Here is a 23,000-nt window from a genome sequence, read left to right on the forward strand (position 1 = left end):
ACGAGGTGCGTCCCGGAACGACGACGAAGGGGCCGCAGCACGATGGCTGTACTCGCCGAATCCGGATCCAATCCCGACGTCGAACTGCTCTACGACATCAACGGCCTGGCCAAGGACGCTCCGCACTGGTTCGACCGGTGCATGGAGTTCGTCGGGGAGTACGGGCTGCTGGTCGCGATGGTGCTGCTGGTGGTGTGGTGCTGGTGGTCCGTGCGGCGCCGGGGCGACGAGGACGCGCCGGCCACGATCGCCGCGCTCGTGTGGGCGCCGCTCGCCGCCGCGATCGCCGTCCTCGTGAACGTCCCCATCCGCGGCTTCGTCGAACGCCCCCGGCCCTTCCTCACCCACCAGGGACTCGACGTCCTGATCTCCGGCAAGACCGACTACTCCTTCGTGAGCGACCACGCGACGATCACCATGGCCCTCGGGGTCGGGTTGTTCGTCGCGAACCGCCGCTTCGGGGCGGCGGGCATCGGGCTGGCGCTGCTGGAGGGCTTCTGCCGGGTGTACATGGGCGTCCACTACCCGACGGACGTGGTCGGCGGCTTCGCCCTCGGCACGGCCGTCGTACTCCTCCTCTCCCCGCTGGCCACAGCCCTGCTGACCCCGGTGATGAAGGCGGTCGAGGGTTCGCCGAGGGTGGGGTGGATCGTACGGAGGCGGTCGGCGTCGGTGGGTTTGGTACCGGGGACGCGTACGGCTGTGGAGGCTGAGGAGCGGGACTTGGCGGCGTAGAGGGTTTCGCTCACCGGCGCTGGCCGGGTGCCGCTGCGCCCACCCGTGCCGCCCCTAGCGGCACGCATGCCCGCAGCTACGACGTGCCCCGTAAGGGGCGCGGGACTGTATCGATCTGCGGCTGCGCCGCGTGGGCGCGAGCAACCCCCACGCACCCGCAGCCGAACCGCGAACTCCTACAACCCCTGCGGATAGGAGAAGAAGCGGTTCGGGTCGTACTGCTTCTTCACCTTGCCCAGCTTCGTCACCGCGTCCCCGTAGTACGCCTTCTTCCAGCCGGTGAGCGTCGGGTCCGCGTAGTTCTGGTAGGCCGCGCCGGAGGCGTACGGCTTCATCGCGGTGTGCGCCGCATTCAGCCAGGCCTGGCCCGTGCTGCCGGAGGCACCCGCCCCCCACGACACTATGTACTGCGCCAGCATCCGCGACCGCCGGTGCACGAACGCCGTCGCCGTCGGCGAGACCCGGTTCACCGCTCCGCCGAGCGCCGTGAAGGCGATGCTGCCCGCGCCGCCCCGGACCGAGCCGATCTGGTTCAGGGCCGTCTGGATGCCGGCCGCCGAGAGCGAGCGGTCGAAGAAGTCGGAGCGGGCCGTGTAGGTCTCTCGGCCCAGCTTGCCCTGCGGCGAGCGGCCGGGCGTGGAGCCGGGCAGGTGGCACTGGGGCTCGGTGGCGAAGGAGGAGCAGCCGGCGTAGATCTCCATCACCTCCTCGTAGGCGTGGCGCCGCAGGGAGACGGAGGTGGCGTTGGCGCCAGCCTTGTGGGCGAGGGCGTCCACCGCGTTCTGCAGCTCGCCGTACGTGCCCATCGAGAAGCAGGCGACCGAGACGCGCGGGCCGCTGCCCGAGTTCTCCAGGTGGAGGGAGGACCAGATCTCGTCCGGCTGCGACGGGCCCCACTCCTGCCAGGCCTTCAGGACCTGCGCCGCCTTCGACCACGGCCAGGTCAGGTACGCCGTCACCCCCTGAGGGGTCGGGTGGGTCTTGAACTGCAGCTCCGTCACGACGCCGAAGTTGCCGTTGCCCGCGCCGCGCAGTGCCCAGAAGAGGTCCTTGTTGGTGCTCTCGTTGGCGACCACCTGCGTGCCGTCCGCCGTGATCAGCGTCGCCTGCGTGAGGCTGTCGCAGGTCAGGCCGTACCCGCGGGACGCGACCCCGTGGCCCCCGCCGAGGACCAGGCCGGAGACGCCGACGGTGGGGCAGGAGCCCGCCGGGATGGTCACGCCCTTCGCCGCCAGGCCGCGGTAGACGTCGATCAGTTTGGAGCCGGCGCCGACGACGGCCGTACCGCCGCTGACGCGGATGCGGTTGAGCTTGGAGACGTCGAGGATCAGACGGCCGTCGCCGGAGGAGTAGCCGGCGTAGGAGTGGCCGCCGTTGCGGATCGCGACCTTCAGGTTGTGGGCCTGGGCGTAGGAGAGGGTGGTGCGGATGTCGTCCGCGTGCGCCACGTACGCGACGGCCGACGGCTTCAGACCGTCGAAGCGGGTGTTGTAGAGCTGGTGGGCCGTCGTCCAGTTCGCGTCGCCGGGGCGGACCAGGGTGCCGTCCAGGGCGTGCGCCAGCGCGGTCCAGTTGGCCGCGGCCGCTTCACTGGTGGTCTTCAGCGCCGTACGAGAGGATGTGGACGCGAGTGGCGCGCCGGTCGTCCGCGATGTGGCTGCACCCCCTGAGCTGCACCCCGTCAGTGCGGTCGCTGCGAGGGCGGCCGCCCCGCCCGATATGAAGGTACGCCGTTCCATTGCCCGTGCCTTTCGTCGGCTTTCCTGGGACGAGACGACGTCCGTCGCACAGAGGTTCCCCCACCCGGCGTAACGAACGCTGTGACGTCGTAACGGCTGTGATGGCGAACGCCGAAGAAATGTTCGCGTAACCCGTTGGTTGGAACCTGCGTGTGCCCTCACCGTGAGCGTTCCGTGACCTAACCAGGCCGATGGCAGGGGTTCACCCTCCGTTCACCTATGGCCATCGGCCACTTCACCTGATCTGCCTACTTTCGGCCTTACCGGATGCGGGGGGCGGTCGTTAATGCCCAGCCAGGAGGGCCCTCGCCGCGTCTCTACTACCTCGCACGCCGCCGAAGGTGGCGCCTTTGGAAGGAACTCCCGAAAGTGAAGCTTGAGCGCAAGAACCGGCTGCGCGTCCTGTCTCTCGGTGCTGTCGCCGTCACCGGCGCCCTGGCCCTCACGGCGTGCGGCTCGGACGACAACGGCAGCAGCAGCGGTTCGAGCAGCAACCCCTCGGCCTCCGCCAACGCTGGCTCCATCAAGTGCGACAACGCCAAGGGCCAGCTGCTCGCCGACGGCTCCTCCGCGCAGAAGAACGCGATCGACGCCTGGGTCAAGAACTTCTCGCAGGCCTGTGGTGTGCAGATCAACTACAAGGGCTCCGGCTCCGGCGCCGGTGTGACCGCCTTCACGCAGGGCCAGGTCGCCTTCGCCGGTTCCGACTCCGCGCTCAAGCCGGAAGAGGTCACCACCTCCAAGAAGGTCTGCTCCGGCGGCCAGGGCATCGACCTCCCGATGGTCGGCGGCGCGATCGCGATCGGTTACAACGTCCCGGGTGTCGACAACCTGGTTCTGGACGCGCCGACCCTCGCCAAGATCTTCGACAGCAAGATCACCAACTGGAACGACGCGGCGATCAAGAAGCTGAACCCGACCGCCAAGCTCCCGAACCTGAAGATCCAGGCGTTCCACCGCTCCGACGAGTCGGGTACGACGGACAACCTGACCAAGTACCTGATCGCCACCACCCCGGACAACTGGAAGTACTCCGGCGGCAAGGCCTGGCAGGCCAAGGGCGGTCAGTCCGCTCCGCAGTCCGCGGGTGTCGCCCAGCAGGTCAAGCAGACCTCCGGCGCCATCGGCTACTTCGAGCTCTCCTACGTCTCGGACGGCATCAAGGCCGCCTCCATCGACACGGGCGCCAGCAAGCCGGTCGCCCCGTCGACCGCGTCCGCCACCGCCGACATCGCGGCCGCCCAGGTCGTCGGCACCGGCTCGGACCTGTCGCTGAAGCTCGACTACAAGACCAAGGCCGAGGGTGCGTACCCGATCAGCCTGGTCACCTACGAGATCGCCTGTGACAAGGGCAACAAGGCCGACACCCTCCCGGCGACGAAGGCGTTCCTGAACTACATCGCCAGCGAGGACGGCCAGAAGCTGCTCTCCACGATCAACTACGCCCCGATCCCCGACGAGATCATCGCCAAGGTCCGCACCACCGTCGCGAGCCTGAGCTAAAGATTCCGAGTGTGCGGCCGAGTTCCGGCAGGGACCCGGCCGCACCGTCCGGTGCACCGCCGCCCGGAGCCGTACACCCCACAAAACCGGGGCGTACGGCTTCTCCGAGCCGCCCCTCAGGGCGACTCCGCAGACCGGAGAACCCGATGGACATATCGACGCAGACAACAGACGCATCTCCCCCCACCCCCCAGCCTTCCGTGGTCCAGCAGAAGCGCAACGCCCGCGGCGCCACCCGCGCCGGCGACCGCGTCTTCCTCGGCCTCTCCCGTGGATCCGGCATCCTGCTGCTGGTGATCATGGCCGCCATCGCGGTCTTCCTCACCTACCGGGCGTCCCTCGCGATCAGCAAGGACCACGGCAACTTCCTGACCACCTTCGAGTGGAACACCAACCTCATCCCGCCGAGCTTCGGCATCGCGGTCCTGGCCTTCGGCACGGTCGTCTCCTCGATCATCGCCATGGCCATCGCGGTCCCGATCGCGGTCGCGATCGCGCTGTTCATCACGCACTACGCACCGCGCCGGATCGGCGGCCTGGTCGCCTACGTGATCGACCTGCTCGCCGCCGTGCCGTCCATCGTGTACGGCCTCTGGGGCGGTCTGATCCTCGTACCGCACATGACCGGCCTGTTCAGCTGGCTGAACGACTTCTTCGGCTGGACCGGCATCTTCTCCTGGGACGGCGGCGCGCCGCGCTCGATGCTCACCGTCGGCATCCTGCTCGCGATCATGATCCTGCCGGTCATCACCAACGTGAGCCGCGAGGTCTTCCGCCAGGTCCCGCAGATGCACGAGGAGGCCGCACTGGCCCTCGGCGCCACGCGCTGGGAGGTCATCCGCATGGCGGTGCTGCCCTTCGGGCGTTCCGGCGTGATCTCCGCCTCGATGCTCGGTCTCGGCCGCGCGCTCGGCGAGACGATGGCCGTCGCCACTGTGCTCTCCCCCGACTTCGACATCCACGCCAGCCTGCTCAACCCGGGCGGCGGCACCTTCGCCCAGAACATCGCCAGCAAGTTCAGCGAGGCGACCGCGGACGGCCGTGACGCGCTGATCGCGTCCGGTCTGGTCCTGTTCGTCATCACCCTGCTGGTCAACGGCGCGGCCCGCATCATCATCCAGCGCCGCGCGGAGTACTCGGGGGCCAACGCATGAGCACCGCAGCAGTCGCCGACAAGCGCCCCAGCACCCTGCAAGGCGCCAGCCTCCCCAAGTGGTCCCCCTACGCCATCGTCGGCGGGTCCATCGTCCTCGGCGTGGTCATCGGCCTCGTCGGCGGCCTGGACAGCAAGATCCAGTGGGGTCTGATCGCCGGCCTCCTCTATGTCTTCGGCACCTACGGCATCGCCGCCAGGGTCGAGGGCAAGCGCCAGGCCAAGGACCGCGTCGCGACCTCCCTGGTCTGGGTCGCCTTCGTCGTCGCCGTGATCCCGCTGGTCTCCCTGATCTGGGTGACCATCTCACGCGGTGTGAAGGTCCTGGACCCCTACTTCCTCAGTCACTCCATGGGTGTCGTCGCCGACTCCGAGGCCGGCGGTGGTGCCTACGCGGCCATCATCGGCTCCCTGGAGCAGGTCGGCCTCGCCACCCTGATCGGTGCGCCGATCGGCATCCTCACCGCCGTCTACCTCGTCGAGTACGGGCGCGGCCGCCTCGCCAAGGCCGTCACCTTCTTCGTCGACGTCATGACCGGTATCCCGTCGATCGTCGCGGGTCTGTTCATCCTCAGCCTCATGCTGATCTTCGACATGCAGCCCTTCGGCTTCGCCGGATCGCTGGCCCTGGCCATCCTGATGATGCCGGTGGTCGTGCGCTCCACCGAGGAGATGCTCAAGCTCGTCCCGAACGAGCTGCGTGAGGCGTCCCTGGCGCTCGGCGTGCCCAAGTGGCGCACCATCCTTAAGGTGGTCCTGCCGACCTCCATCGGCGGCATCACCACCGGCGTCATGCTGGCCATCGCCCGTATCGCGGGCGAGACCGCGCCGGTGCTGCTGCTGGTGTTCGGCAACCCGTTCATCAACAACAACCCCTTCGAGGGTGCGCAGTCGTCGCTGCCGCTGTTCATCTACCAGCAGTACGCGAACAGCGCCGGTGCCAACGCGGCGTACGACCGTGCCTGGGCGGCCTCGCTCACGCTGATCGCCTTCGTGATGATCCTGAACCTGGTGGCCCGCGGCATCGCCCGCTGGAAGGCCCCCAAGACCGGTCGCTGACGCGGCCCAACAGCGACCGACTGTCTGGAAGTGAAGAAGTAATGTCCAAGCGAATCGACGTAAGCGGGCTCACCGCCTACTACGGCTCCCACAAGGCCATCGACGACATCTCGATGAACATAGAGCCGCGCACGGTCACGGCGTTCATCGGCCCCTCCGGCTGCGGCAAGTCGACGTTCCTGCGCACGCTCAACCGTATGCACGAGGTCACCCCCGGCGGCCGCGTCGAGGGCAAGGTCCTCCTCGACGACGAGAACCTGTACGCCGCCAACATCGACCCGGTGGCGGTGCGCCGCGAGATCGGCATGGTGTTCCAGCGTCCGAACCCGTTCCCCACCATGTCGATCTTCGACAACGTGGCCGCGGGTCTGAAGCTGAACGGCAGCTACAAGAAGAGCGAGCTCACCGAGATCGTCGAGAAGTCGCTCAAGGGCGCGAACCTCTGGAACGAGGTCAAGGACCGCCTGAACAAGCCGGGTTCCGGCCTGTCCGGTGGTCAGCAGCAGCGTCTCTGCATCGCCCGCGCCATCGCGGTCGAGCCGAAGGTCCTGCTCATGGACGAGCCCTGCTCCGCCCTCGACCCGATCTCCACCCTTGCCATCGAGGACCTGATCGGTGAGCTGAAGGAGCGCTTCACGATCGTCATCGTGACGCACAACATGCAGCAGGCGGCGCGTGTCTCCGACCGTACGGCGTTCTTCAACCTCGCCGCGGTCGGCCAGCCCGGCAAGCTGATCGAGATCGACGACACGGAGCGCATCTTCTCCAACCCGTCGGTCCAGGCGACCGAGGACTACATCTCCGGTCGCTTCGGCTGAGCCGAGGTTTCCACCGACCCCTCGCGGTGCTGCATGGCGGTGCCACCGCGAGGATGCAAAAGGGCCCGCCCCTGGCTCCCGGGGGCGGGCCCGTCCTTTTCCCTCCACCTGCCCACCCGCCCACCCGACTCGGTCCGTGGAGAGGCGAGGTCGAGGACGATGGGCTGCTGCCCGAAGACGGCCGCGGGTGGGCTGTGCCGCGGCTGCAGAGGGCGGGAAGCTGTCGCGTGGCGGCCGCGGGCGGGTTGTGGCTGGTCGCGCCCACGCGGCGGTAGCCGCAAATCAAACAGAGCCTCGCGCCCCCGGCGGGGCGCTTTTTCCGCAGGTTTCTTTCTTTCCGCCGCGACGGTGCTCAGCCACGGTGGTGGAGTTCGGTGGTGCTGTCGCGGCGGGTGCTGCGCCGTTGTGGCCGGTCGCGCAGTTCCTCGTGCCCCCAGGGGGTGTCCTGCTCCGCCTATGGCCGCAGGCCCGTCCTTTCTCGGCCTCGGCTCTCCGCGGCAAGGGGGCTAGAGGAACGCGAGGTCGATGACGCCGAACGCCGCTGCTGCGACCAGTGCTGCTGCCGGCATCGTGATGAACCAGCCCAGGACGATGTTCTTGGCCACGCCCCAGCGGACCGCGTTCACGCGCTTCGTCGCGCCGACGCCCATGATGGCCGAGGTGATGACGTGGGTCGTGGAGATCGGCGCCTTGAAGAGGTACGCCGTGGTGAACATGATCGACGCACCGGTGGCCTCCGCGGCGAAGCCCTGCGGCGGGTCGAGTTCGATGATCTTGCGGCCGAGCGTGCGCATGATGCGCCAGCCGCCGGCGTAGGTGCCGAGGGAGAGCATCAGGGCACAGACGATCTTGACCCAGGCCGGGATCGGGTCGCCGTACGTCTCATGGCCGGAAATCACCAGTGCCATGACGACGACGCCCATCGTCTTCTGTGCGTCCTGGAGGCCGTGTCCGAGCGCCATGCCGGCCGCGGAGACGGTCTGGGCCATACGGAAGCCGCGCTTCGCCTTGTGCGGGTTGGAGCGGCGGAAGATCCACATGATGGCCGTCATGACCAGGTAGCCGAGGAGGAGGCCGACGACCGGCGACAGGAACATCGGGATGATGATCTTGTCGACGACGCCGTTCCAGAGGACCTCCGTGCCGCCGGCCAGGGCCGCGCCCACCAGGCCGCCGAACAGCGCGTGGGAGGAGGACGAGGGCAGGCCGAAGTACCAGGTGACGAGGTTCCAGACGATCGCGCCGACCAGCGCCGCGAAGAGGATGCCCATGCCCTTGGAGCCCTGGGGCGTCTGGATCAGGCCTTCGCTGACGGTCTTGGCGACCCCGGTTCCGAAGAACGCGCCGGCCAGGTTCATCACCGCGGCCATGGCGAGAGCCGCCCGCGGGGTCAGCGCCCGCGTCGACACCGACGTCGCGATCGCGTTCGCCGAGTCGTGGAAACCGTTCGTATATGTGAAGAAGAGCGCGACCAGGATGGTCAGAATGAGCGCGAAGGTGTCCATCGACGGCTCAGGACTCCTTGACGGCGATGGTCTCCACCGTGTTCGCCACGTGCTCGAACGCGTCCGCCGCCTCTTCCAGGACGTCCACGATCTGCTTGAGCTTCAGCACCTCGATCGCGTCGTACTTGCCGTTGAAGAGGTGGGCGAGAAGCTTGCGGTGGATCTGGTCGGCCTGGTTCTCCAGCCGGTTGACCTCGATCCAGTACTCGGTGAGGTTGTCCATCGTGCGCAGGTTGGGCATCGCCTCGGCCGTCAGGTCGGCGGCGCGGGCCAGCACCTCGATCTGCTGCTCGACGCCCTTCGGCAGTTCCTCGACGTTGTAGAGGACGACCAGGTCGACGGCCTCCTCCATGAAGTCCATGATGTCGTCGAGGGAGGACGCGAGGGAGTAGATGTCCTCGCGGTCGAAGGGCGTGATGAACGAGGAGTTCAGCTGGTGGAAGATCGCGTGCGTGGCGTCGTCACCTGCGTGTTCCGCTGCCCGCATACGCTCTGCGATCTCGGCCCGGGCAGACGCGTCCGCCCCGAGCAGTTCCATCAGGAGTTTCGAGCCCGTGACGATGTTGTCCGCGGACGCGGCGAACATGTCGTAGAAGCTCGTCTCCCTGGGGGTCAGACGAAAGCGCACTTGGGGTCCTCGGTATGCATGGGTTTCGGTCAGGCTGATGCTAAGCGCATCATCCGGCCACGGCTAATGGGCGGGCTTCCAGTTTCGCCCATCGTGCAAGTTGATCAGCACTGGGGCGTCCCGAGGGCCCTATACCCAGCAAAGTTCGTTACCATATACCCACTAGGGGTATATGTCTCGACGATGCGGAGGACGCGATGACGACCACCGAGGCCGGCGCCACGACGCCCTCCGGAAGCGGGACTCCGGCGGCCACGCACGGCTACCACAAACAGAAGGACGAGCACCTCAAGCGGCTGCGCCGGATCGAGGGGCAGATCCGGGGCCTGCAGCGCATGGTCGACGAGGACACCTACTGCATCGACATACTCACCCAGGTCTCCGCCTCCACCAAGGCCCTGCAGTCCTTTGCGCTGCAGTTGCTGGAGGAGCACCTGCGGCACTGCGTCGCCGACGCGGCCGTCAAGGGCGGCGACGAGATCGACGCGAAGGTGGAAGAGGCCACCGCGGCCATCGCCCGCATGCTGCGGACCTGATCGGGGCCGCCGCCGTCAGAGGGCCTCGCGCTCCTCGGCCACTCTCAGCACCTCGTCGATGCTCTCCAGGCTCAGCCGGTCCTCGGCGGCCGACGCCGCGATGATCAGCTCACCGCACAGCTCGATCTCGGCGAGGGCCACGTGGTCCTGGACTGCCGTACCGCCGACCGGAGCCACGTGCATCACCTCTTCTCTGCCGTCACCGACTTCCTAGAGTAGGCAGCGGTCTACACAACGCGCATGGCACGGACGGGCTAGTTCACAGGTTGTACAGAGCCGATTCCGGACTAGTGCGCTGGCTGGTTTTCGGCGATCCGACCCGCGTAGATGTCCCGGGAACGCGGCAGCTTCACGTCCACGGGGGTCCCGAAGTCGTACAGCAGCGTCGTCGAGGCGACCGCCACGGTGTCCTTGCTGCTGTCGTTGACGAAGCTGAACCGCTCCCGCAGTTTGCGGATACGGCCCTGGTCGTCGAGGTACGCGTCGAACGGGACTTCGGCCGTGGCGAACCCTTTTGCCGCGGCGGCCAGCGAGGCCCTGTTGCCGGGAGAGGCCGCGCGGGCCGCGGTGGCCAGGTCGGCGGTGCCCCGGTAGTGCCGCACCTCGGTCCCGGCGAGCTCGGTCTTCCCGAGGTACGTCGCGGTGCGGGTGCCGCGCAGCAGCTCGGCCGCGGCGAACGGGTCGGTCGCGCCGCCGGTGACCAGGTTGCCGTCGGAGAGGGCCGTGGTCTCCACGCGGACCCATTTGTCGGCGGGCACCCCGGCGCCCCGGTTCTTCATGAACAGCGCGCCCGGAGCGAGGAGTTCGGTGATCGGACGGTGTTCGGAGGCACCGGTGGGGTCCTGCGGGAGCACGACCGTGAGCCTGCCGAGCTGCCTGTCGTAGTCGTAGACGCCCTTGCCGCGGATGGTGACCCGGGTGCCGCCGGTCGCCATCTCCATCGACGTCGTCGCCTTGGACGTGCCGGTGCTCCGCAAGGTGTCCGCCGCGCGGGTGAGGAAGGTGACCGTGTTGTCGCCGGTCGCGCCGCCGGCGCCTTCCGCCGTGGCGCCGCCGCAGCCGGTGGCGCAGGCGCCGAGGCCGACCACGAGTCCCACGGTGACGGCCGTCTTCCCGGTGCGCCTGTGCTGCCGCCGATCCATCGCCTGCCTACCCCCAGCCGGTACGTCCGTCACGGGCCCCCTGTCGTTCCGGTTAACGAGGGGTGGGAGGGGCCGTCACGCATACCGGCGCTTTACCGAGGGTGGGTAACGTTGTCAGCGTGGCGCAGGAGGATGGTTCCGGGCGGGCCCTGCACGGGGCGGAACATGACGCGGGCACGGTGGAGCAGGGGCGGTTCTGTTTCGCCCGGTGCACATGTGGGTGGCGGGGACCGGCCCGGCGGGCGAGAAGCCTTGCGCGTGCGGATGCGGAAGGGCACTTGGCCGGGGGGTGAGTTGAGGTTGTGCTTCGGCTGCGGGCCGGTGGGGGCTTGTCGCGCAGTTCCTCCCCCAGCCTTCGGCCGGGGGTACCCCCAGCGCCCCTGAGGGGCGCGTTTCCCTACTGTGTGTGGTGAAGCGAGGCCAGCAACTCGTCCACCAACTCGGCGTCCCTCGGCTGGGTAAGCCGTTGCCGTGCCTCCGCCGGGCGCAGCCACAGGATGCGGTCCACCTCGTGGTTCGGGGTGAAGTGGCCCTCTTCTGCCTCCGCCGACCAGTAACGGACCTCCTTGGGGCGGCCGTTGGCGAAGTAGTGGGCCGTGGAGAGTTCGCCGCCGAGGCCGGCCGGGTAGCCGGTCTCCTCCGCCACCTCGCGCAACGCGGCCGTGACCGCGTCCTCGCCGCGCTTGAGCTTGCCCTTGGGATGGGACCAGTCGTCGTACTTGGGGCGGTGGACCAGGCAGATCTCCAGGTCCCCGGTGACCGGCGAGCGTCGCCACAGGACGCAGCCCGCCGCCCGGACCGGGGTGTCGTTCACACCGCCTCCAGGGGCTGCTTCTGCCACGCCTGCTGGAAGGCGAAGCGGGCCGCCTCGACCTCGTGCCGCTGGTCGGCGTGGAGGACGCCGAGGGCGTAGGCCGTCGCCGGGGCGATGCGCGGGGTGCGGGCCGCGGCGGCCGCCGCGGCGGCGGCTTCCGAGGCGTCGCGGTGCCGGTTCAGGGCCTGGCCGGCCGCGAGCAGCCGTACGTCCACGGGCGCGCCCTCGCCGCACAGCACCTCGCGGGCGTAGCGGTGCAGCCGCAGCAGGAGGCGGACCTGGTGCCAGGGGCCGTCCTGGGGGTGCGGGGACGGGTCCGGGGACAGGCCGTGGACGAGGGCCTCCGCGTTGTACGGGTGGCCCGCGGTGACCAGGGGGAGGGCCGCGATCGCGTCGGTGAGGCGCTCCTCGGCGGCCGCCGCCGGCGGGCGCAGGTCGGTGGTGGGCGCCGCGGCCGTGAGCGGGACCTCGCTGGCCAGGACCGCGACCTTGTCGGCGACCGCGTGGAAGCGGGAGGAGCCGAGCGCCTGGAGGGCCGTCGAGTGGGCCCGGGTGCGGGCCAGGGTGAGCTGGCGGTCCAGGAGGGCGCCCGCCTTGGCCGCGCCCACGGTGAGGTTGCCGCGGTCGGCGGCCCCCTCCGAAGTGGCCTGGCCGGGAAGGCTGGTTGAGCCGGAGAGCCGGTGGAGCGCCAGCAACAGGCGCTCCAGCCGGGCCTCGTACGCGTGCTCAAGCCCCAAGGTGCCCGACAGCCAGGCCAGTTCGGGGCGGATCTCTTCCGACCAGTCCGCGTCGAGGAGCGGTCGGAAGGTGTGCAGGCTGCCGCTGATGCGCCGGGCCGAGCGGCGCAGGGCGCGGGCCGCGTCGACGGACTCCACCGCCGCGCCGGCCACCGCACCGGTCTCCCGGTGCTGGCGCAGCGCGCGGAGGAACTCCGTGGCCTGGGCGCGCAGGTAGCCCGCGAGGGCGTCCCCGGTGACGGCCCGGGCCGTGGGGTCCGTCGGTTCAAGGTGTTGCTGTGCCACGCCGGCGCCTCCGGGCGTCTATGAGCGTCTCCTGGATGTTGCGCAGCGGCTGTCCGTCGGCGTCGGTCGCGTGCCGGGTCCATTCGCCGTCCGGGCCCAGGTGCCAGGAGGAGGTGGAGTCGGACATGCCGTTTTCCAGCAGCCGGTTCAGGGCTGCTCGGTGGGCCGGGTCGATGACCCGGACCAGGGCCTCGATCCGGCGGTCGAGGTTGCGGTGCATCATGTCGGCGCTGCCGATCCACACCTCGGGCTCGCCGCCGTTGCCGAAGGCGAAGACCCGGGAGTGTTCGAGGAAGCGGCCGAGGATCGAGCGGACCCGGATGTTCTCCGACAGGCCCGTGACACCGGGGCGGATCGCGCAGATGCCGCGTACCCAGATGTCGACCGGCACGCCGGCCATGGACGCTCGGTAGAGCGCGTCGATGAGCGCTTCGTCGACCATCGAGTTGGCCTTGATGCGGACGAAGGCAGGACGGCCCGCACGGTGGTGCTGGACCTCCTTGTCGATCCGCGCGATCAGTCCGTCGCGCAGCGACTTGGGTGCCACCAGCAGGCGGCGGTACGTCTCCCGGCGGGAGTAGCCGGAGAGGCGGTTGAACAGGTCGGACAGGTCGGCGCCCACCTGGGGGTCGGCGGTGAGCAGCCCGAGGTCCTCGTACAGTCTTGCGGTCTTCGGGTGGTAGTTGCCGGTGCCGACGTGGCTGTAGCGCCGTAGCGTGTCGCCCTCCTGGCGGACCACCAGGGACAGCTTGCAGTGCGTCTTCAGACCGACCAGGCCGTAGACGACGTGGCAGCCGGCCTCTTCCAGGCGCTTGGCCCACTTGATGTTGGCGTGCTCGTCGAAGCGGGCCTTGATCTCGACCAGGACGAGGACCTGCTTGCCGGCCTCGGCGGCGTCGATGAGCGCGTTGACGATCGGGGAGTCGCCGGAGGTCCGGTACAGGGTCTGCTTGATCGCCAGGACGTCCGGGTCCTCGGCGGCCTGCTCGACGAAGGCCTGTACGGAGGTGGAGAAGCTGTCGTACGGGTGGTGCAGCAGCACGTCCCGCTCGCGCAGGGCCGCGAAGATGTCGGGCGCGGACGAGGACTCGACCTCGGCGAGGTCGCGGTGGGTGCCGGCGATGAACTTGCGGTACTTCAGCTCCGGCCGGTCCAGGCCGGCGATGCGGAACAGACCGGTCAGGTCGAGCGGGCCGGGCAGCGGGTAGACCTCGGCCTCGCCGATCTTCAGCTCGCGCACCAGCAGGTCGAGGACCTCGCGGTCGATGGACTCCTCGACCTCCAGGCGCACCGGCGGCCCGAAGCGGCGCCGCATGAGCTCCTTCTCCAGGGCCTTGAGGAGGTTCTCGGCGTCGTCCTCCTCGACCTCCAGGTCCTCGTTCCGGGTGAGCCGGAAGGCGTGGTGCTCCACGACCTCCATGCCCGGGAACAGCTCCTCCAGGTGGGCGGCGATGACGTCCTCGATGGGGACGTAGCGGCCCGGGGAGCTCTCCAGGAAGCGGGACAGCAACGGCGGCACCTTGACCCGGGCGAAGTGCTTGTGGCCGCTGACCGGGTTGCGTACGACGACGGCCAGGTTCAGGGAGAGGCCGGAGATGTACGGGAAGGGGTGCGCCGGGTCGACCGCCAGCGGGGTCAGGACCGGGAAGATCTGGTGCCGGAAGAGCGTGAAGAGCCGCGCCTGCTCCTTCTCCGTCAGCTCGGCCCAGCGGACGAGGTGGATGCCCTCCTCGGCGAGTGCGGGGGCGACGTCCTCGTGGTAGCAGGCGGCGTGCCGGGCCATCAGCTCACGGGAGCGGGCCCAGATCATCTCCAGCACCTCGCGCGGCTGCAGCCCGGACGCGGAGCGGGTGGCCACACCGGTGGCTATCCGCCGCTTCAGTCCGGCGACCCGGACCATGAAGAACTCGTCCAGGTTGCTCGCGAAGATCGCCAGGAAGTTCGCCCGCTCCAGCAGGGGCGTGTTCGGGTCCTCGGCGAGCTCCAGCACCCGCTCGTTGAACGCGAGCCAGCTGCGCTCCCGGTCGAGGAAGCGCCCCTGGGGCAGCGGGGCCCCGTCGACCTGCGACTCCTCGTACGCGTCGAGGTCGGCGTCGATGTCGGGCTCCAGGTCGGAGACCGCGGCGGCCACCGTGTGCGGGCGGTGTGCTGCTATGGAGCCCACGGAGGGCTGTGTGTGCTGGACCTCGGCCGCCGCCTGGGCGTTCTGCTGGCTCATGCCCCCATTCTTCCGCGCCCGGGGCGTGACAGGCGCGTCGGAACGCGCGGGTGGCAGCTGTACGACCACGTTTCCCGCGAACCCCTCAGGGGGCGGCGAAGGCTCTGGCACGGCGGGCTTCATTGGCTGAGCGTCGCAAGTCCGTCTGAACCATTGGTTACGAAGACATGGCGTGCGGGATAGCGGGGAGCGGCTCGCGGACGTATCTGATCAGGCCCGGACCCCTCGGGGATCACGAAAGCGACGATCCCGTACACCCCTCCGCCGATCTTCCTCCGACAGAGGGACGCACGGGACCGACGGTCCCCCCAGTGGGCCTTGCGGCGCAAGGGACAGAACCCGTCAGCGCCGGCAAGGGCAGCCGACCCAGGGGCGCTGGGGGTACCCCCGGCCGAAGGCTGGGGGAGGAACTGCGCGACCGGCCACAGCCGGACCCGCAGCCGCCGACGTAACCGCACCCCCACGGCGCTCGGCGCACGCCACTCACACGCGGGACTCCAGGCGGTGCCTGAGCACCCGGAAGGAGGCCAGGACGGCAAGCGCGGCGACGGTCAGGACGATCGCGGTCTCGGTGAGGTGGAGCGGCCAGTAGTGCGAGGCCGGGTGATACGTGGCGAAGCGCCCGTGCGCGTTCGAGCCCTCGCTCACCAGCCAGACGTTGTCCGGCAGGTCGAAGGCGTGCGGCCCGGTACGGGTGACGGTGGGCCACAGGTGCACGCGGAAGGACGTCAGCACGGTGTAGAGCAGCAGCATCACCGCGGCGGCGGCACCGAGCGAGGCCAGCGCGCGGCGCAGCAGCAGCCCGGTGAGCGTGCCGACGGCGAGTGCGCACAGGGCGTACGCCACCACCAGCGGGCCGCGGTCGGTGAACATGGTGGCGGAGGTCGTCCAGTCCTGCGTCCGGTGGGCGGTGGAGGCCCAGCGGAAGACCAGGACGAGGACCGTCCCCCCGACGGTGAGCGCCACCGCGGGCAGTGCGAGCTTGGCGGCCAGCCAGCGGACCGGGCTGACGCCCTGTGTCCACGCCAACTGAGCCGTCCCCGACTCCAGTTCACGGCCGGTCAGGGCCCCGCCCGCGAAGGCGGCGATGCCCACGAAGCAGTAGCCGATCAGGGTGCAGGCCCACTGCATCTCGGTGGCGAAGTCGAGCAGGACGTACGGCTGTCCGCAGGCGTCGAAGCACAGCAGGCCCTGCGGCTCCGGGTTCTTCGCCGTGACCTCGGTCAGCCACACCAGCCAGCCGCTCATGCCCGCCACGAACACCGTCCAGGCCAGCAGCGCCGACCGGTGCAGCCGCAGCACGGTCCGGGGAAGCCCCGTCAGCATCGTCGCGCTCATCGCGGGGCCGCCTTTCCGGTCAGGCGTCGCAGCACCAGGAAGCAGGCCAGGGTCAGCAGAGCCGTCATGGCGAGGACAAGGGCCGTGGTGGTCAGCTGGAGCGGCCAGTAGTGGGAGTAGGGGTGGTATGTGACATGGTACTGATCCGCGATCTCGCCACCGCTCACCTGCCAGGAACGGGAGGGCGAGTAGAAGTACCCGGGCCCGGTACGGCCGAGCGTCGGCCACAGGTGGGGCAGCAGCGCCTGGGTGGTGACGCAGACCGCGCCCGTCAGCAGCAGGGCGAGGCCCAGTGCGGGCAGCGTGCGCCGCAGCAGCAGGCCCGCCAGGGCGCCCGCCGCCAGGCCGGCCAGGGTCAGGGCGACGATCGTGGGACCGTTGGCATGGAAGGTGAAGAGGACGTACCACTGCGGGGCGGTGTCGATACGGCCCTGGCCCGCACTCCAGGCCAGCTGGTGCAGCCAGGCCAGCAGACCCGCTCCCACGGTGACGGCGACGGCCGGGACCGCCAGTCGGACGGTCAGCCAGCGGACCGGGGTGCTGGACTGCGCCCAGGCCAACCGGGCCGTCCCCGACTCCAGTTCCCTGCCGATGAGCGCGCCGCCCGCCCATGCGGCCACCAGGAAGGGCAGCGCGCACACGGTCAGGGTGGCGTAGTTGTACCAGTCCTTGTAGCGCAGGATCGCTTTCTGGTCGTACGTACAAGAGGCGTTGAACGCGCAGTGGTTGTACTGGCGCCAGCCCTCGGCCGCCGCGTCGGTCAGCGGGCCGTGCAGGAGCAGCAGCAGGGCCGCGGCCGCGAGGACGAGCGCGGTCCAGACGCACAGCGCCGGGCGGTGCAGCCGCAGCAGCCAGCGGGTCAGCCGCGGCCGGGCGGGCGCGCTCAGGTCGCCGGCGGTCATGGCGGTGGTGGTCATACGGCGGCCTCGGCGGGGGTGAGGGCCGGTGCCTCGGGGTTGCGGAGGTGGGCGAGGACCAGCTCCTCCAGGGAGGGGCTGCCGGTGCGCCAGTCGTCGGGCAGCGGGCCGGACGGGCGGACCAGGGCGCTGAGCTGGCGGCCGGTGGTGCGGGACTCGACGACGGTGTGCGGGGCGAGGTCGGCGTCGGCGGTGGTGCTGACCCGGGTGTGCGCGGCCAGCAGGTCGTCGATCTCGCCGGCCAGCCGGACCCGGCCGCCGCCGATCAGCAGCAGGTGGTCGCAGGAGTCCTCCAGCTCGGCGACCACGTGCGAGGACATCGCGATGGTGGTGCCGTGCTGGGCGGCCTGCACCATCAGCGTGCCCATCAGCTCGTGCCGGGCCAGCGGGTCGAGGTCGGCCATCGGCTCGTCGAGGAGCAGCAGTTCGGGCCGCTTGCCGAGCGCGAGGGCGAGTGCGACGCGGGTGCGCTGGCCGCCGGAGAGGGAGCGGACCTTGGACTTCGGGTTCAGATCGCCCGCGGCGACGATCCCCTCGGCGGCGGCCGCGTCCCAGCGTTCGGGGTTGAGGTCGGCGCCCATCTGCAGTGTCTCGGCGACCGTGAGCTGCGGGTAGAGCGGCTTGTCCTGGGCGACGTAGCCGACCCGGATGCGGGCTTCGGCCGGGGTGGTGCCGAGGACGGTGAGTTCGCCCTCGGTGGCGCCCAGCAGACCGGCGGCGAGGGCGAGGAGCGTGGACTTGCCCGCCCCGTTGGGGCCGACGACGGCACACACCCGCCCGGCGGGCAGCCGGAAGGTGCAGTCGCGCAGCGCCCATCCGCCGCGTCGGCCGAACTGTTTGCCGAGCGCGGACGCCGCTATCGCGGTGTCGGTCATGAACTCTCTCCCTGGTCGTCTTTCCGGAAGTGCTTCTCGAGTACGGCGGTGAAGAGCGCGGCCACGTCGTCGCGGTCCAGGCCGGCCGCGCGGGCCCGGGCCGCCCAGTCCTCCAGCTCCCCGTGCAGGGGGGACTCGGCTGCCGGGGCGGTGCCGAGCGAGCGCTTCACGAAGGTGCCGAGGCCGCGCCGGGCCTCGACCAGGCCCTCGCGCTCCAGCTCCCGGTAGGCCTTGAGGACGGTGTTGGGGTTGATGGCGGTGGCCTCGACCACCTCGCGGGCGGTGGGCAGCTTGTCTCCCGGCTGGAGGTGACCGAGGCGCAGGGCCTGTTTGGTCTGCTGGACGATCTGGACGTAGGTGGCGACGCCGGAGCGCCGGTCGATGCGGTACTCGACCACCCGTACAACCACCCTTTCACTAATTGAGTAGTGAAAGGGTGGTGGAAGATCGTCCGGAAAGTCAAGCCCGGTATCCGTGAACCGATCGGCAGGGCTCGTGCGATGAGGGGACGTGAGCGGAACGAGAAGCGACGGGGAGCTGCTGCGGGCCATCGCGGCGGACGCGGACCGGCGCGCCTTCGAGGAGCTGTACCGGCGGTACGCGCCGTGGCTGACCGCGCGGCTGCGCGGCCGGTGCGCGGATCAGGCGGTCGTCGACGACGTCGTACAGGAGACGTTCCTCGCGGTGTGGCGGGGCACCGCCCGATACCGCGAGGACGTCGAGAACGCCGACGCGGCCGGGTGGCTGTGGCGGATCGGGTCGCGGCGGCCGGCGACCGACGGCGATTGGGTGTGTTCTGGCGTGTGTGAACGAGCCTCCGGGCAGTGACAGGCGCGCGCCCTCCGAGCGGAGAACGGAAGTTCTTACATCGAATGTGTGACCTTCGCCGGTGGTGCCGCGGAACTAGGCATCCCCGTCATCGCCGTCGACCCCGCCTACACCTCCCGGTGGGGCGCCCAGCACTGGCAGAAACCCCTAACCGGCAAGAACAGGAGGACCACTCGCCACGACGCAGCGGCCGTGGCGATCGGAAGGCGCGCCCTGGGGCACCCGATCCGGCGTCGGACGGCACCGCCCCGTACCCGCCAGAGCGATGGGTGCGGGCATCGGACCGTCCAGGCCGAACCGGTGGCCCAGGGACGTGAGGGAAACCGCCCCCGCGTTCCCGGACCACGGACACGATCCGTGCCGCCCGGACGCGGAGAGAACGCGGTCTACCAGAACGCCCCACACCGTCCGGGGCGTTCGGCTGAGCATGAGTCCTGGCAACAGGACTCACTCCCGCTCAGTCTTTAGCAACGGTGGAGCACGGGGACCTCGTCTGGCGCTCGACGGAGGTCCGGCCGACCGGGCGACGCCGTGGCTCTCCACGGCCTTCGTCGTCCTGGTCCTCGTCGGCGCACTGGTCCGCGACGTTCCGCCCGTGATCCGACTGCCGAAGTTTGTGCTCGGCACCATCTTCGTCGGCAGGTTCTCCTACGTCGCCATCCGCAGGAAGCGCGTCAAACGCCGGAACAGCCGCGGGCGCTGACGAGGCGCCGGCTCCCTCACGTCTCCGTCCGGTACATCAGGTCCGTCTCATGGGTCACGAACCCCAGGCGTTCGTACACCGTCACCGCCGCCGTGTTGTCCGCGTCGACGTAGAGCATCGCCGTCGGCAGGCCACGCCCGGCCAGATGGCGCAGGCCGACGGCGGTGAGGGACTTGCCGAGGCCGCCGCCCTGGGCGTTCGGGGAGACGCCGAGGACGTAGACCTCGCCCAGGCGCTCCTCCTCGTGGACCTTGGTCCAGTGGAAGCCGAGGAGTTCGTCCCCGCGCTCCGCCAGGAAGAAGCCGGCCGGGTCGAACCAGGGCTGGGCCTTGCGGTCGTCGAGGTCGCGCTGGGTGAGCGAGCCCTGTTCGGGGTGGTGGGCGAAGGCGGCGGCGTTCACGGCGAGCCAGGCCGTGTCGTCCTGGCCGGGGACGAACGTACGGATCGTCACACCGTCCGGGAGCTTGGGGTCGGGCAGGTCCAGGTCCGTCAACGGGCGGCGCATCTGGCGGAGTTCGCGGAACAGGGTGAGGCCCAGGACCTGCGCGAGGTGGCGGGCCGCCGAGTGCCCGCCGTGCGCCCAGACCCGCAGTCGCTTGCCGGACGCGCCCAGCAGGGCGCTGCCCAGCGCGCGGCCGTGGCCGTGGCCCCGGTGGGACGGGTGGACGACCAGTTCGGCGGCCGGCGCCTCCACCGGGTCGGTGTCCTCCAACTGGGCGTAGCCCACCAGTTCGTCGCCGACGCTGAGGAGCAGATGGGAGACGCCGTCCCGGGCGCCGCCGCTGAGCTGGAGGCGCCCCTGCTCGGACACCGGTTGCTGGCCGTCGGCCCTGGCGGCCTCCGCCAGCAGCTCCAGTACGGCCCCGGCCTGGTCCGGGGTGAGCGCGGAGTAGGTGTCGATGGAGCGGGAGTACATGGGCGGCCGTGCGGTGTCGTCGCTGGTCATGCGTACGAGGGTACGGCGCCGGACGGACAAAGTGGGGGCAAGGGGAAAGGTAAAGGGCAGGGCAACAGGCAATCAGGAATTAACCATGAAACCCCTGTTGCGCTACGCGCGTTGACCCTAGGCTGCGCCGGATCGGCCACTTCTCAGCAGACCCCCAGGGGGGTTCCATGCAAGCCAAGCCCAGACCGTCCAGACGCCGTACCTACGCACTGCTCGCGTCCGCCGCCGGGCTCGCCACCGCCGCGGCCCTGGCGAGTGCCCTGCCCGCCGACGCGCACTCCGGCAAGGGGCACGGGCACCAGCCCGGCCGCTACCAGGACGTCCAGCTGCTCTCCTTCAACGACCTGCACGGCAACCTCGAACCACCGTCCGGCTCCTCCGGCCGGGTCATCGAACTCCAGTCCGACGGGACGACCAAGTCGGTCGACGCGGGCGGTGTGGAGTACCTCGCCACCCACCTGCGCCAGGCCCGCAAGGGGCACCCGTACTCCATCACCGCCGCCGGCGGTGACATGGTCGGCGCCTCCCCGCTCATCTCCGGGCTCTTCCACGACGAGCCCACCATCGAGGCGCTCAACAAGCTCGACCTGGACGTGACGACGGTCGGCAACCACGAGTTCGACGAGGGCGCCAAGGAACTCGCGCGCCTGCAGAACGGCGGCTGCCACCCCACCGACGGGTGTTACACGGACCAGAAGTTCGAGGGCGCGGACTTCCCCTACCTCGCGGCCAACGTCCTCGACGAGAAGACGAACAAGCCGATCCTCAAGCCGTACTGGATCTGGAAGAAGAAGGACGTCAGGATCGGGTTCATCGGCGTCACCCTGGAGGGCACGCCGAACATCGTCTCCACCGACGGCGTCAAGGGCCTGGTCTTCAAGGACGAGGTCGAGACCATCAACAAGTACGCCAAGGAACTGCAGCGCCAGGGCGTCCAGTCGATCGTGGCGCTGGTCCACGAGGGCGGCTTCCCGAGTTCGTCGTCGTACAACTACGACTGCGACTCGCCCGGCGCCGGTGACGGCATCTCCGGCCCGATCGTCGACATCGCGAAGAACGTGACCCCGGCCGTGGACGCGCTCGTCACCGGCCACACCCACACCGCGTACGTCTGCACCATCGACGACCCGGCCGGCCACCCCCGTATGGTCACCTCGGCCGCCTCCTTCGGCCGCCTCTACACGGACACCACCCTCACGTACGACCGCCGTACCGGCGACATCGCGCGTACGGCCGTGCAGTCCGCGAACCGCGTGGTCACCCGGGACGTCGCCAAGGCGCCCGACATGACGCAGCTGATCAGCAAGTGGAACACCCTCGCCGCCCCGATCGGCAACCGCGCCATCGGCTACATCTCCGCCGACGTGAACAACACCGGCACCGAGTCCCCGATGGGCGACCTGATCGCCGACGCCCAGTTCGCGTACGGCAAGGAGCTGGACCCGGAGACCGACCTGGCGCTGATGAACCCGGGCGGGGTGCGGGCCGGCCTCACCTATACGGCCAAGGGCGCCGAGGGCGACGGGGTCGTCACCTACGCCGAGGGCTTCACGGTCCAGCCGTTCGCCAACACCGTGAACCTCCAGGACTTCACCGGCGCCCAGCTGGTCCAGGTGCTCAAGGAGCAGGTGAGCGGTTCCAACGTGGCGGCCCCGAAGATCCTGCAGCCGTCGAAGAACCTGACCTACACCCTGGACCTGACGAAGTCCGGCGCGGACCGGGTCGTCACCGACTCCGTCCGCCTGAACGGCGCGGCCGTCGACCCGGCCGCCACCTACCGCGTCGCCACCAACTCCTTCCTCGCGGGCGGCGGCGACGGCTTCACCACCCTCGGCCAGGGGACGAACGACCTGGTCGGCACCGACGACCTGGCGGCCCTGGCCCAGTACCTGACGGCCAACTCCTCGGCGGCGAGCCCGCTCGCGCCTCCGGCGGCGAACCGGATCACGATCGTGCAGTAGCCCCCACCCCGCCTCACGGGCCCGGTGCGCGCAGCCGCGTGCACCGGGCCCGTCCTGTTTTATAAAACCTGTGTGAGGTTACGTTTGGTTCCTCGTTGCTTCTGAAAATATGTCTCAGCTTTAATTCATCCATGTCTTAGTGAAAATGGCTTTCTTCGGCTCGCGGATCACGTAATGTTTTCCATGTCGAAAGCGAACGGCGCGGACGACAGAACGAAACGGATCGAAGGAGAAGATCATGAGCTTCCACAAGATCGTCCCGGTGAAGAAGGCCGACAAGCCCGCTCCGAAGCCGGCGGCCAAGGAGAAGGACTGCAAGAAGCACCAGGTCAAGCGCCCCGTGGGTCACCGGTAAGTCGCCAGCACCAAGGAGGGAATTTCCATGAGCTTCCGCAAGATCGCCCCCGTCAAGAAGCACCACAAGCCCGCCCCGGCCCCGAAGAAGCCCGTCCCGAAGAAGCCGGTCGCGAAGCGCCGCCCGGTCGGCGACCAGGGCTGACAAAGAATTCACAGAAGTAATTCTAATCAATTCACAGGTGATTGCAGCAGGGCGGTAGAGA

Annotated in this window: 20 protein-coding genes and 2 pseudogenes; 9 read left to right on the plus strand and 13 right to left on the minus strand. The window is 69.6% G+C overall.

Annotated elements, in window-relative coordinates; genetic code table 11:
* Positions 1-42 precede the first annotated feature (42 nt).
* Positions 43-735: a phosphatase PAP2 family protein gene (locus EDD90_RS29430; protein WP_123975958.1), complete on the plus strand. Its 693-nt coding sequence runs from the start codon at positions 43-45 to the stop codon at positions 733-735.
* A 176-nt stretch (positions 736-911) separates the two neighbouring features.
* Here the strand turns inward: EDD90_RS29430 and EDD90_RS29435 are convergent, their stop codons facing one another.
* Positions 912-2,474 (minus strand): FAD-binding oxidoreductase, encoded by a 1,563-nt coding sequence (locus EDD90_RS29435; RefSeq protein ID WP_123975959.1) that lies wholly within the window; start codon positions 2,472-2,474, stop codon positions 912-914.
* Between the two features lie 369 nt (positions 2,475-2,843).
* Here EDD90_RS29435 and pstS point away from each other — a divergent pair, with 369 nt between their 5' ends.
* The 4 genes from pstS to pstB all read left to right on the plus strand — a co-directional run bounded on the left by pstS (position 2,844) and on the right by pstB (position 7,007).
* On the plus strand, positions 2,844-3,977 hold the full coding sequence (gene pstS, locus EDD90_RS29440; RefSeq protein ID WP_123975960.1) for a phosphate ABC transporter substrate-binding protein PstS: 1,134 nt from the start codon (positions 2,844-2,846) through the stop codon (positions 3,975-3,977).
* Between the two features lie 146 nt (positions 3,978-4,123).
* Positions 4,124-5,131 (plus strand): phosphate ABC transporter permease subunit PstC, encoded by a 1,008-nt coding sequence (gene pstC / locus EDD90_RS29445; RefSeq protein ID WP_123975961.1) that lies wholly within the window; start codon positions 4,124-4,126, stop codon positions 5,129-5,131.
* Entirely contained in the window at positions 5,128-6,189 is a 1,062-nt protein-coding gene (gene pstA / locus EDD90_RS29450; protein WP_123975962.1) for a phosphate ABC transporter permease PstA, read from the plus strand. The genes pstC and pstA overlap by 4 nt, the downstream gene beginning before the upstream one ends.
* A 41-nt stretch (positions 6,190-6,230) precedes the next feature.
* On the plus strand, positions 6,231-7,007 hold the full coding sequence (pstB, locus tag EDD90_RS29455; protein WP_123975963.1) for a phosphate ABC transporter ATP-binding protein PstB: 777 nt from the start codon (positions 6,231-6,233) through the stop codon (positions 7,005-7,007).
* A 506-nt stretch (positions 7,008-7,513) separates the two neighbouring features.
* On the opposite strand, the gene EDD90_RS29465 is transcribed toward pstB, so the two are convergent.
* On the minus strand, positions 7,514-8,512 hold the full coding sequence (locus EDD90_RS29465) for an inorganic phosphate transporter (RefSeq protein ID WP_123975965.1): 999 nt from the start codon (positions 8,510-8,512) through the stop codon (positions 7,514-7,516).
* A gap of 7 nt (positions 8,513-8,519) precedes the next feature.
* Positions 8,520-9,140: a DUF47 domain-containing protein gene (locus tag EDD90_RS29470; protein WP_123975966.1), complete on the minus strand. Its 621-nt coding sequence runs from the start codon at positions 9,138-9,140 to the stop codon at positions 8,520-8,522.
* Between the two features lie 197 nt (positions 9,141-9,337).
* Between EDD90_RS29470 and EDD90_RS29475 the strand changes: the two genes are divergently transcribed.
* Positions 9,338-9,676 carry a metal-sensitive transcriptional regulator gene (locus EDD90_RS29475; RefSeq protein ID WP_123975967.1) on the plus strand — a complete coding sequence of 113 codons (339 nt, stop codon included), beginning with the start codon at positions 9,338-9,340 and terminating at the stop codon, positions 9,674-9,676.
* A 15-nt stretch (positions 9,677-9,691) separates the two neighbouring features.
* Here EDD90_RS29475 and EDD90_RS55710 read toward each other — a convergent pair whose 3' ends face one another.
* From EDD90_RS55710 to EDD90_RS29515, 9 genes are all read right to left on the minus strand, one after another.
* Positions 9,692-9,859 (minus strand): hypothetical protein, encoded by a 168-nt coding sequence (locus EDD90_RS55710; RefSeq protein ID WP_185149262.1) that lies wholly within the window; start codon positions 9,857-9,859, stop codon positions 9,692-9,694.
* Positions 9,860-9,963: 104 nt separating this feature from the next.
* Complete coding sequence (locus EDD90_RS29480) at positions 9,964-10,818, minus strand: hypothetical protein (protein ID WP_123975968.1); 855 nt, start codon at positions 10,816-10,818, stop codon at positions 9,964-9,966.
* Positions 10,819-11,215: 397 nt separating this feature from the next.
* Positions 11,216-11,632 carry an NUDIX hydrolase gene (locus tag EDD90_RS29485; RefSeq protein WP_123975969.1) on the minus strand — a complete coding sequence of 139 codons (417 nt, stop codon included), beginning with the start codon at positions 11,630-11,632 and terminating at the stop codon, positions 11,216-11,218.
* On the minus strand, positions 11,629-12,654 hold the full coding sequence (locus EDD90_RS29490) for a CHAD domain-containing protein (protein WP_123975970.1): 1,026 nt from the start codon (positions 12,652-12,654) through the stop codon (positions 11,629-11,631). The genes EDD90_RS29485 and EDD90_RS29490 overlap by 4 nt, the downstream gene beginning before the upstream one ends.
* Positions 12,635-14,995 (minus strand): RNA degradosome polyphosphate kinase, encoded by a 2,361-nt coding sequence (locus EDD90_RS29495; RefSeq protein WP_123975971.1) that lies wholly within the window; start codon positions 14,993-14,995, stop codon positions 12,635-12,637. The genes EDD90_RS29490 and EDD90_RS29495 overlap by 20 nt, the downstream gene beginning before the upstream one ends.
* A 360-nt stretch (positions 14,996-15,355) precedes the next feature.
* Entirely contained in the window at positions 15,356-16,210 is an 855-nt protein-coding gene (locus EDD90_RS29500; protein WP_123975972.1) for a hypothetical protein, read from the minus strand.
* Positions 16,207-17,127: an ABC transporter permease gene (locus EDD90_RS29505; protein WP_123975973.1), complete on the minus strand. Its 921-nt coding sequence runs from the start codon at positions 17,125-17,127 to the stop codon at positions 16,207-16,209. The genes EDD90_RS29500 and EDD90_RS29505 overlap by 4 nt, the downstream gene beginning before the upstream one ends.
* On the minus strand, positions 17,124-18,002 hold the full coding sequence (locus EDD90_RS29510; RefSeq protein WP_123975974.1) for an ABC transporter ATP-binding protein: 879 nt from the start codon (positions 18,000-18,002) through the stop codon (positions 17,124-17,126). Before EDD90_RS29510 ends, EDD90_RS29505 begins: the two co-directional genes overlap by 4 nt.
* Entirely contained in the window at positions 17,999-18,400 is a 402-nt protein-coding gene (locus tag EDD90_RS29515; protein ID WP_123975975.1) for a GntR family transcriptional regulator, read from the minus strand. The genes EDD90_RS29510 and EDD90_RS29515 overlap by 4 nt, the downstream gene beginning before the upstream one ends.
* A 112-nt stretch (positions 18,401-18,512) precedes the next feature.
* Between EDD90_RS29515 and EDD90_RS29520 the strand changes: the two are divergent.
* Both EDD90_RS29520 and EDD90_RS57650 read left to right on the plus strand, forming a co-directional pair.
* Positions 18,513-18,770 (plus strand): annotated as a pseudogene (locus EDD90_RS29520) (RNA polymerase sigma factor); the annotation flags it as partial.
* Between the two features lie 126 nt (positions 18,771-18,896).
* A pseudogene (locus tag EDD90_RS57650) lies at positions 18,897-19,298 on the plus strand (hypothetical protein); the annotation flags it as partial.
* 251 nt (positions 19,299-19,549) lie between these two features.
* On the opposite strand, the gene mshD reads toward EDD90_RS57650, so the two are convergent.
* Positions 19,550-20,479, minus strand: coding sequence for a mycothiol synthase (gene mshD / locus EDD90_RS29530; protein ID WP_123975976.1), 930 nt, complete (start codon positions 20,477-20,479; stop codon positions 19,550-19,552).
* Positions 20,480-20,646: 167 nt separating this feature from the next.
* On the opposite strand from mshD, the gene EDD90_RS29535 reads away from it, so the two are divergent.
* Positions 20,647-22,440, plus strand: a complete 1,794-nt coding sequence (locus EDD90_RS29535; RefSeq protein ID WP_123975977.1) for a bifunctional UDP-sugar hydrolase/5'-nucleotidase — start codon at positions 20,647-20,649, stop codon at positions 22,438-22,440.
* Positions 22,441-23,000 lie beyond the last annotated feature (560 nt).

The sequence above is a fragment of the Streptomyces sp. Ag109_O5-1 genome, from assembly GCF_003814875.1.
GTDB classification, from domain to species: Bacteria; Actinomycetota; Actinomycetes; order Streptomycetales; family Streptomycetaceae; genus Streptomyces; species Streptomyces sasae.

Coding starts and splice junctions, on each gene's coding strand:
- EDD90_RS29430 (WP_123975958.1), top strand. CDS start 43: ATGGCTGTACTCGCCGAATCCGGATCCAATCCCGACGTCGAACTGCTC.
- EDD90_RS29435 (WP_123975959.1), bottom strand. CDS start 2,474: ATGGAACGGCGTACCTTCATATCGGGCGGGGCGGCCGCCCTCGCAGCG.
- pstC (WP_123975961.1), top strand. CDS start 4,124: ATGGACATATCGACGCAGACAACAGACGCATCTCCCCCCACCCCCCAG.
- pstA (WP_123975962.1), top strand. CDS start 5,128: ATGAGCACCGCAGCAGTCGCCGACAAGCGCCCCAGCACCCTGCAAGGC.
- pstB (WP_123975963.1), top strand. CDS start 6,231: ATGTCCAAGCGAATCGACGTAAGCGGGCTCACCGCCTACTACGGCTCC.
- EDD90_RS29465 (WP_123975965.1), bottom strand. CDS start 8,512: ATGGACACCTTCGCGCTCATTCTGACCATCCTGGTCGCGCTCTTCTTC.
- EDD90_RS29475 (WP_123975967.1), top strand. CDS start 9,338: ATGACGACCACCGAGGCCGGCGCCACGACGCCCTCCGGAAGCGGGACT.
- EDD90_RS55710 (WP_185149262.1), bottom strand. CDS start 9,859: ATGCACGTGGCTCCGGTCGGCGGTACGGCAGTCCAGGACCACGTGGCC.
- EDD90_RS29480 (WP_123975968.1), bottom strand. CDS start 10,818: ATGGATCGGCGGCAGCACAGGCGCACCGGGAAGACGGCCGTCACCGTG.
- EDD90_RS29495 (WP_123975971.1), bottom strand. CDS start 14,995: ATGAAGCCCGCCGTGCCAGAGCCTTCGCCGCCCCCTGAGGGGTTCGCG.
- EDD90_RS29500 (WP_123975972.1), bottom strand. CDS start 16,210: ATGAGCGCGACGATGCTGACGGGGCTTCCCCGGACCGTGCTGCGGCTG.
- EDD90_RS29505 (WP_123975973.1), bottom strand. CDS start 17,127: ATGACCACCACCGCCATGACCGCCGGCGACCTGAGCGCGCCCGCCCGG.
- EDD90_RS29510 (WP_123975974.1), bottom strand. CDS start 18,002: ATGACCGACACCGCGATAGCGGCGTCCGCGCTCGGCAAACAGTTCGGC.
- mshD (WP_123975976.1), bottom strand. CDS start 20,479: ATGACCAGCGACGACACCGCACGGCCGCCCATGTACTCCCGCTCCATC.
- EDD90_RS29535 (WP_123975977.1), top strand. CDS start 20,647: ATGCAAGCCAAGCCCAGACCGTCCAGACGCCGTACCTACGCACTGCTC.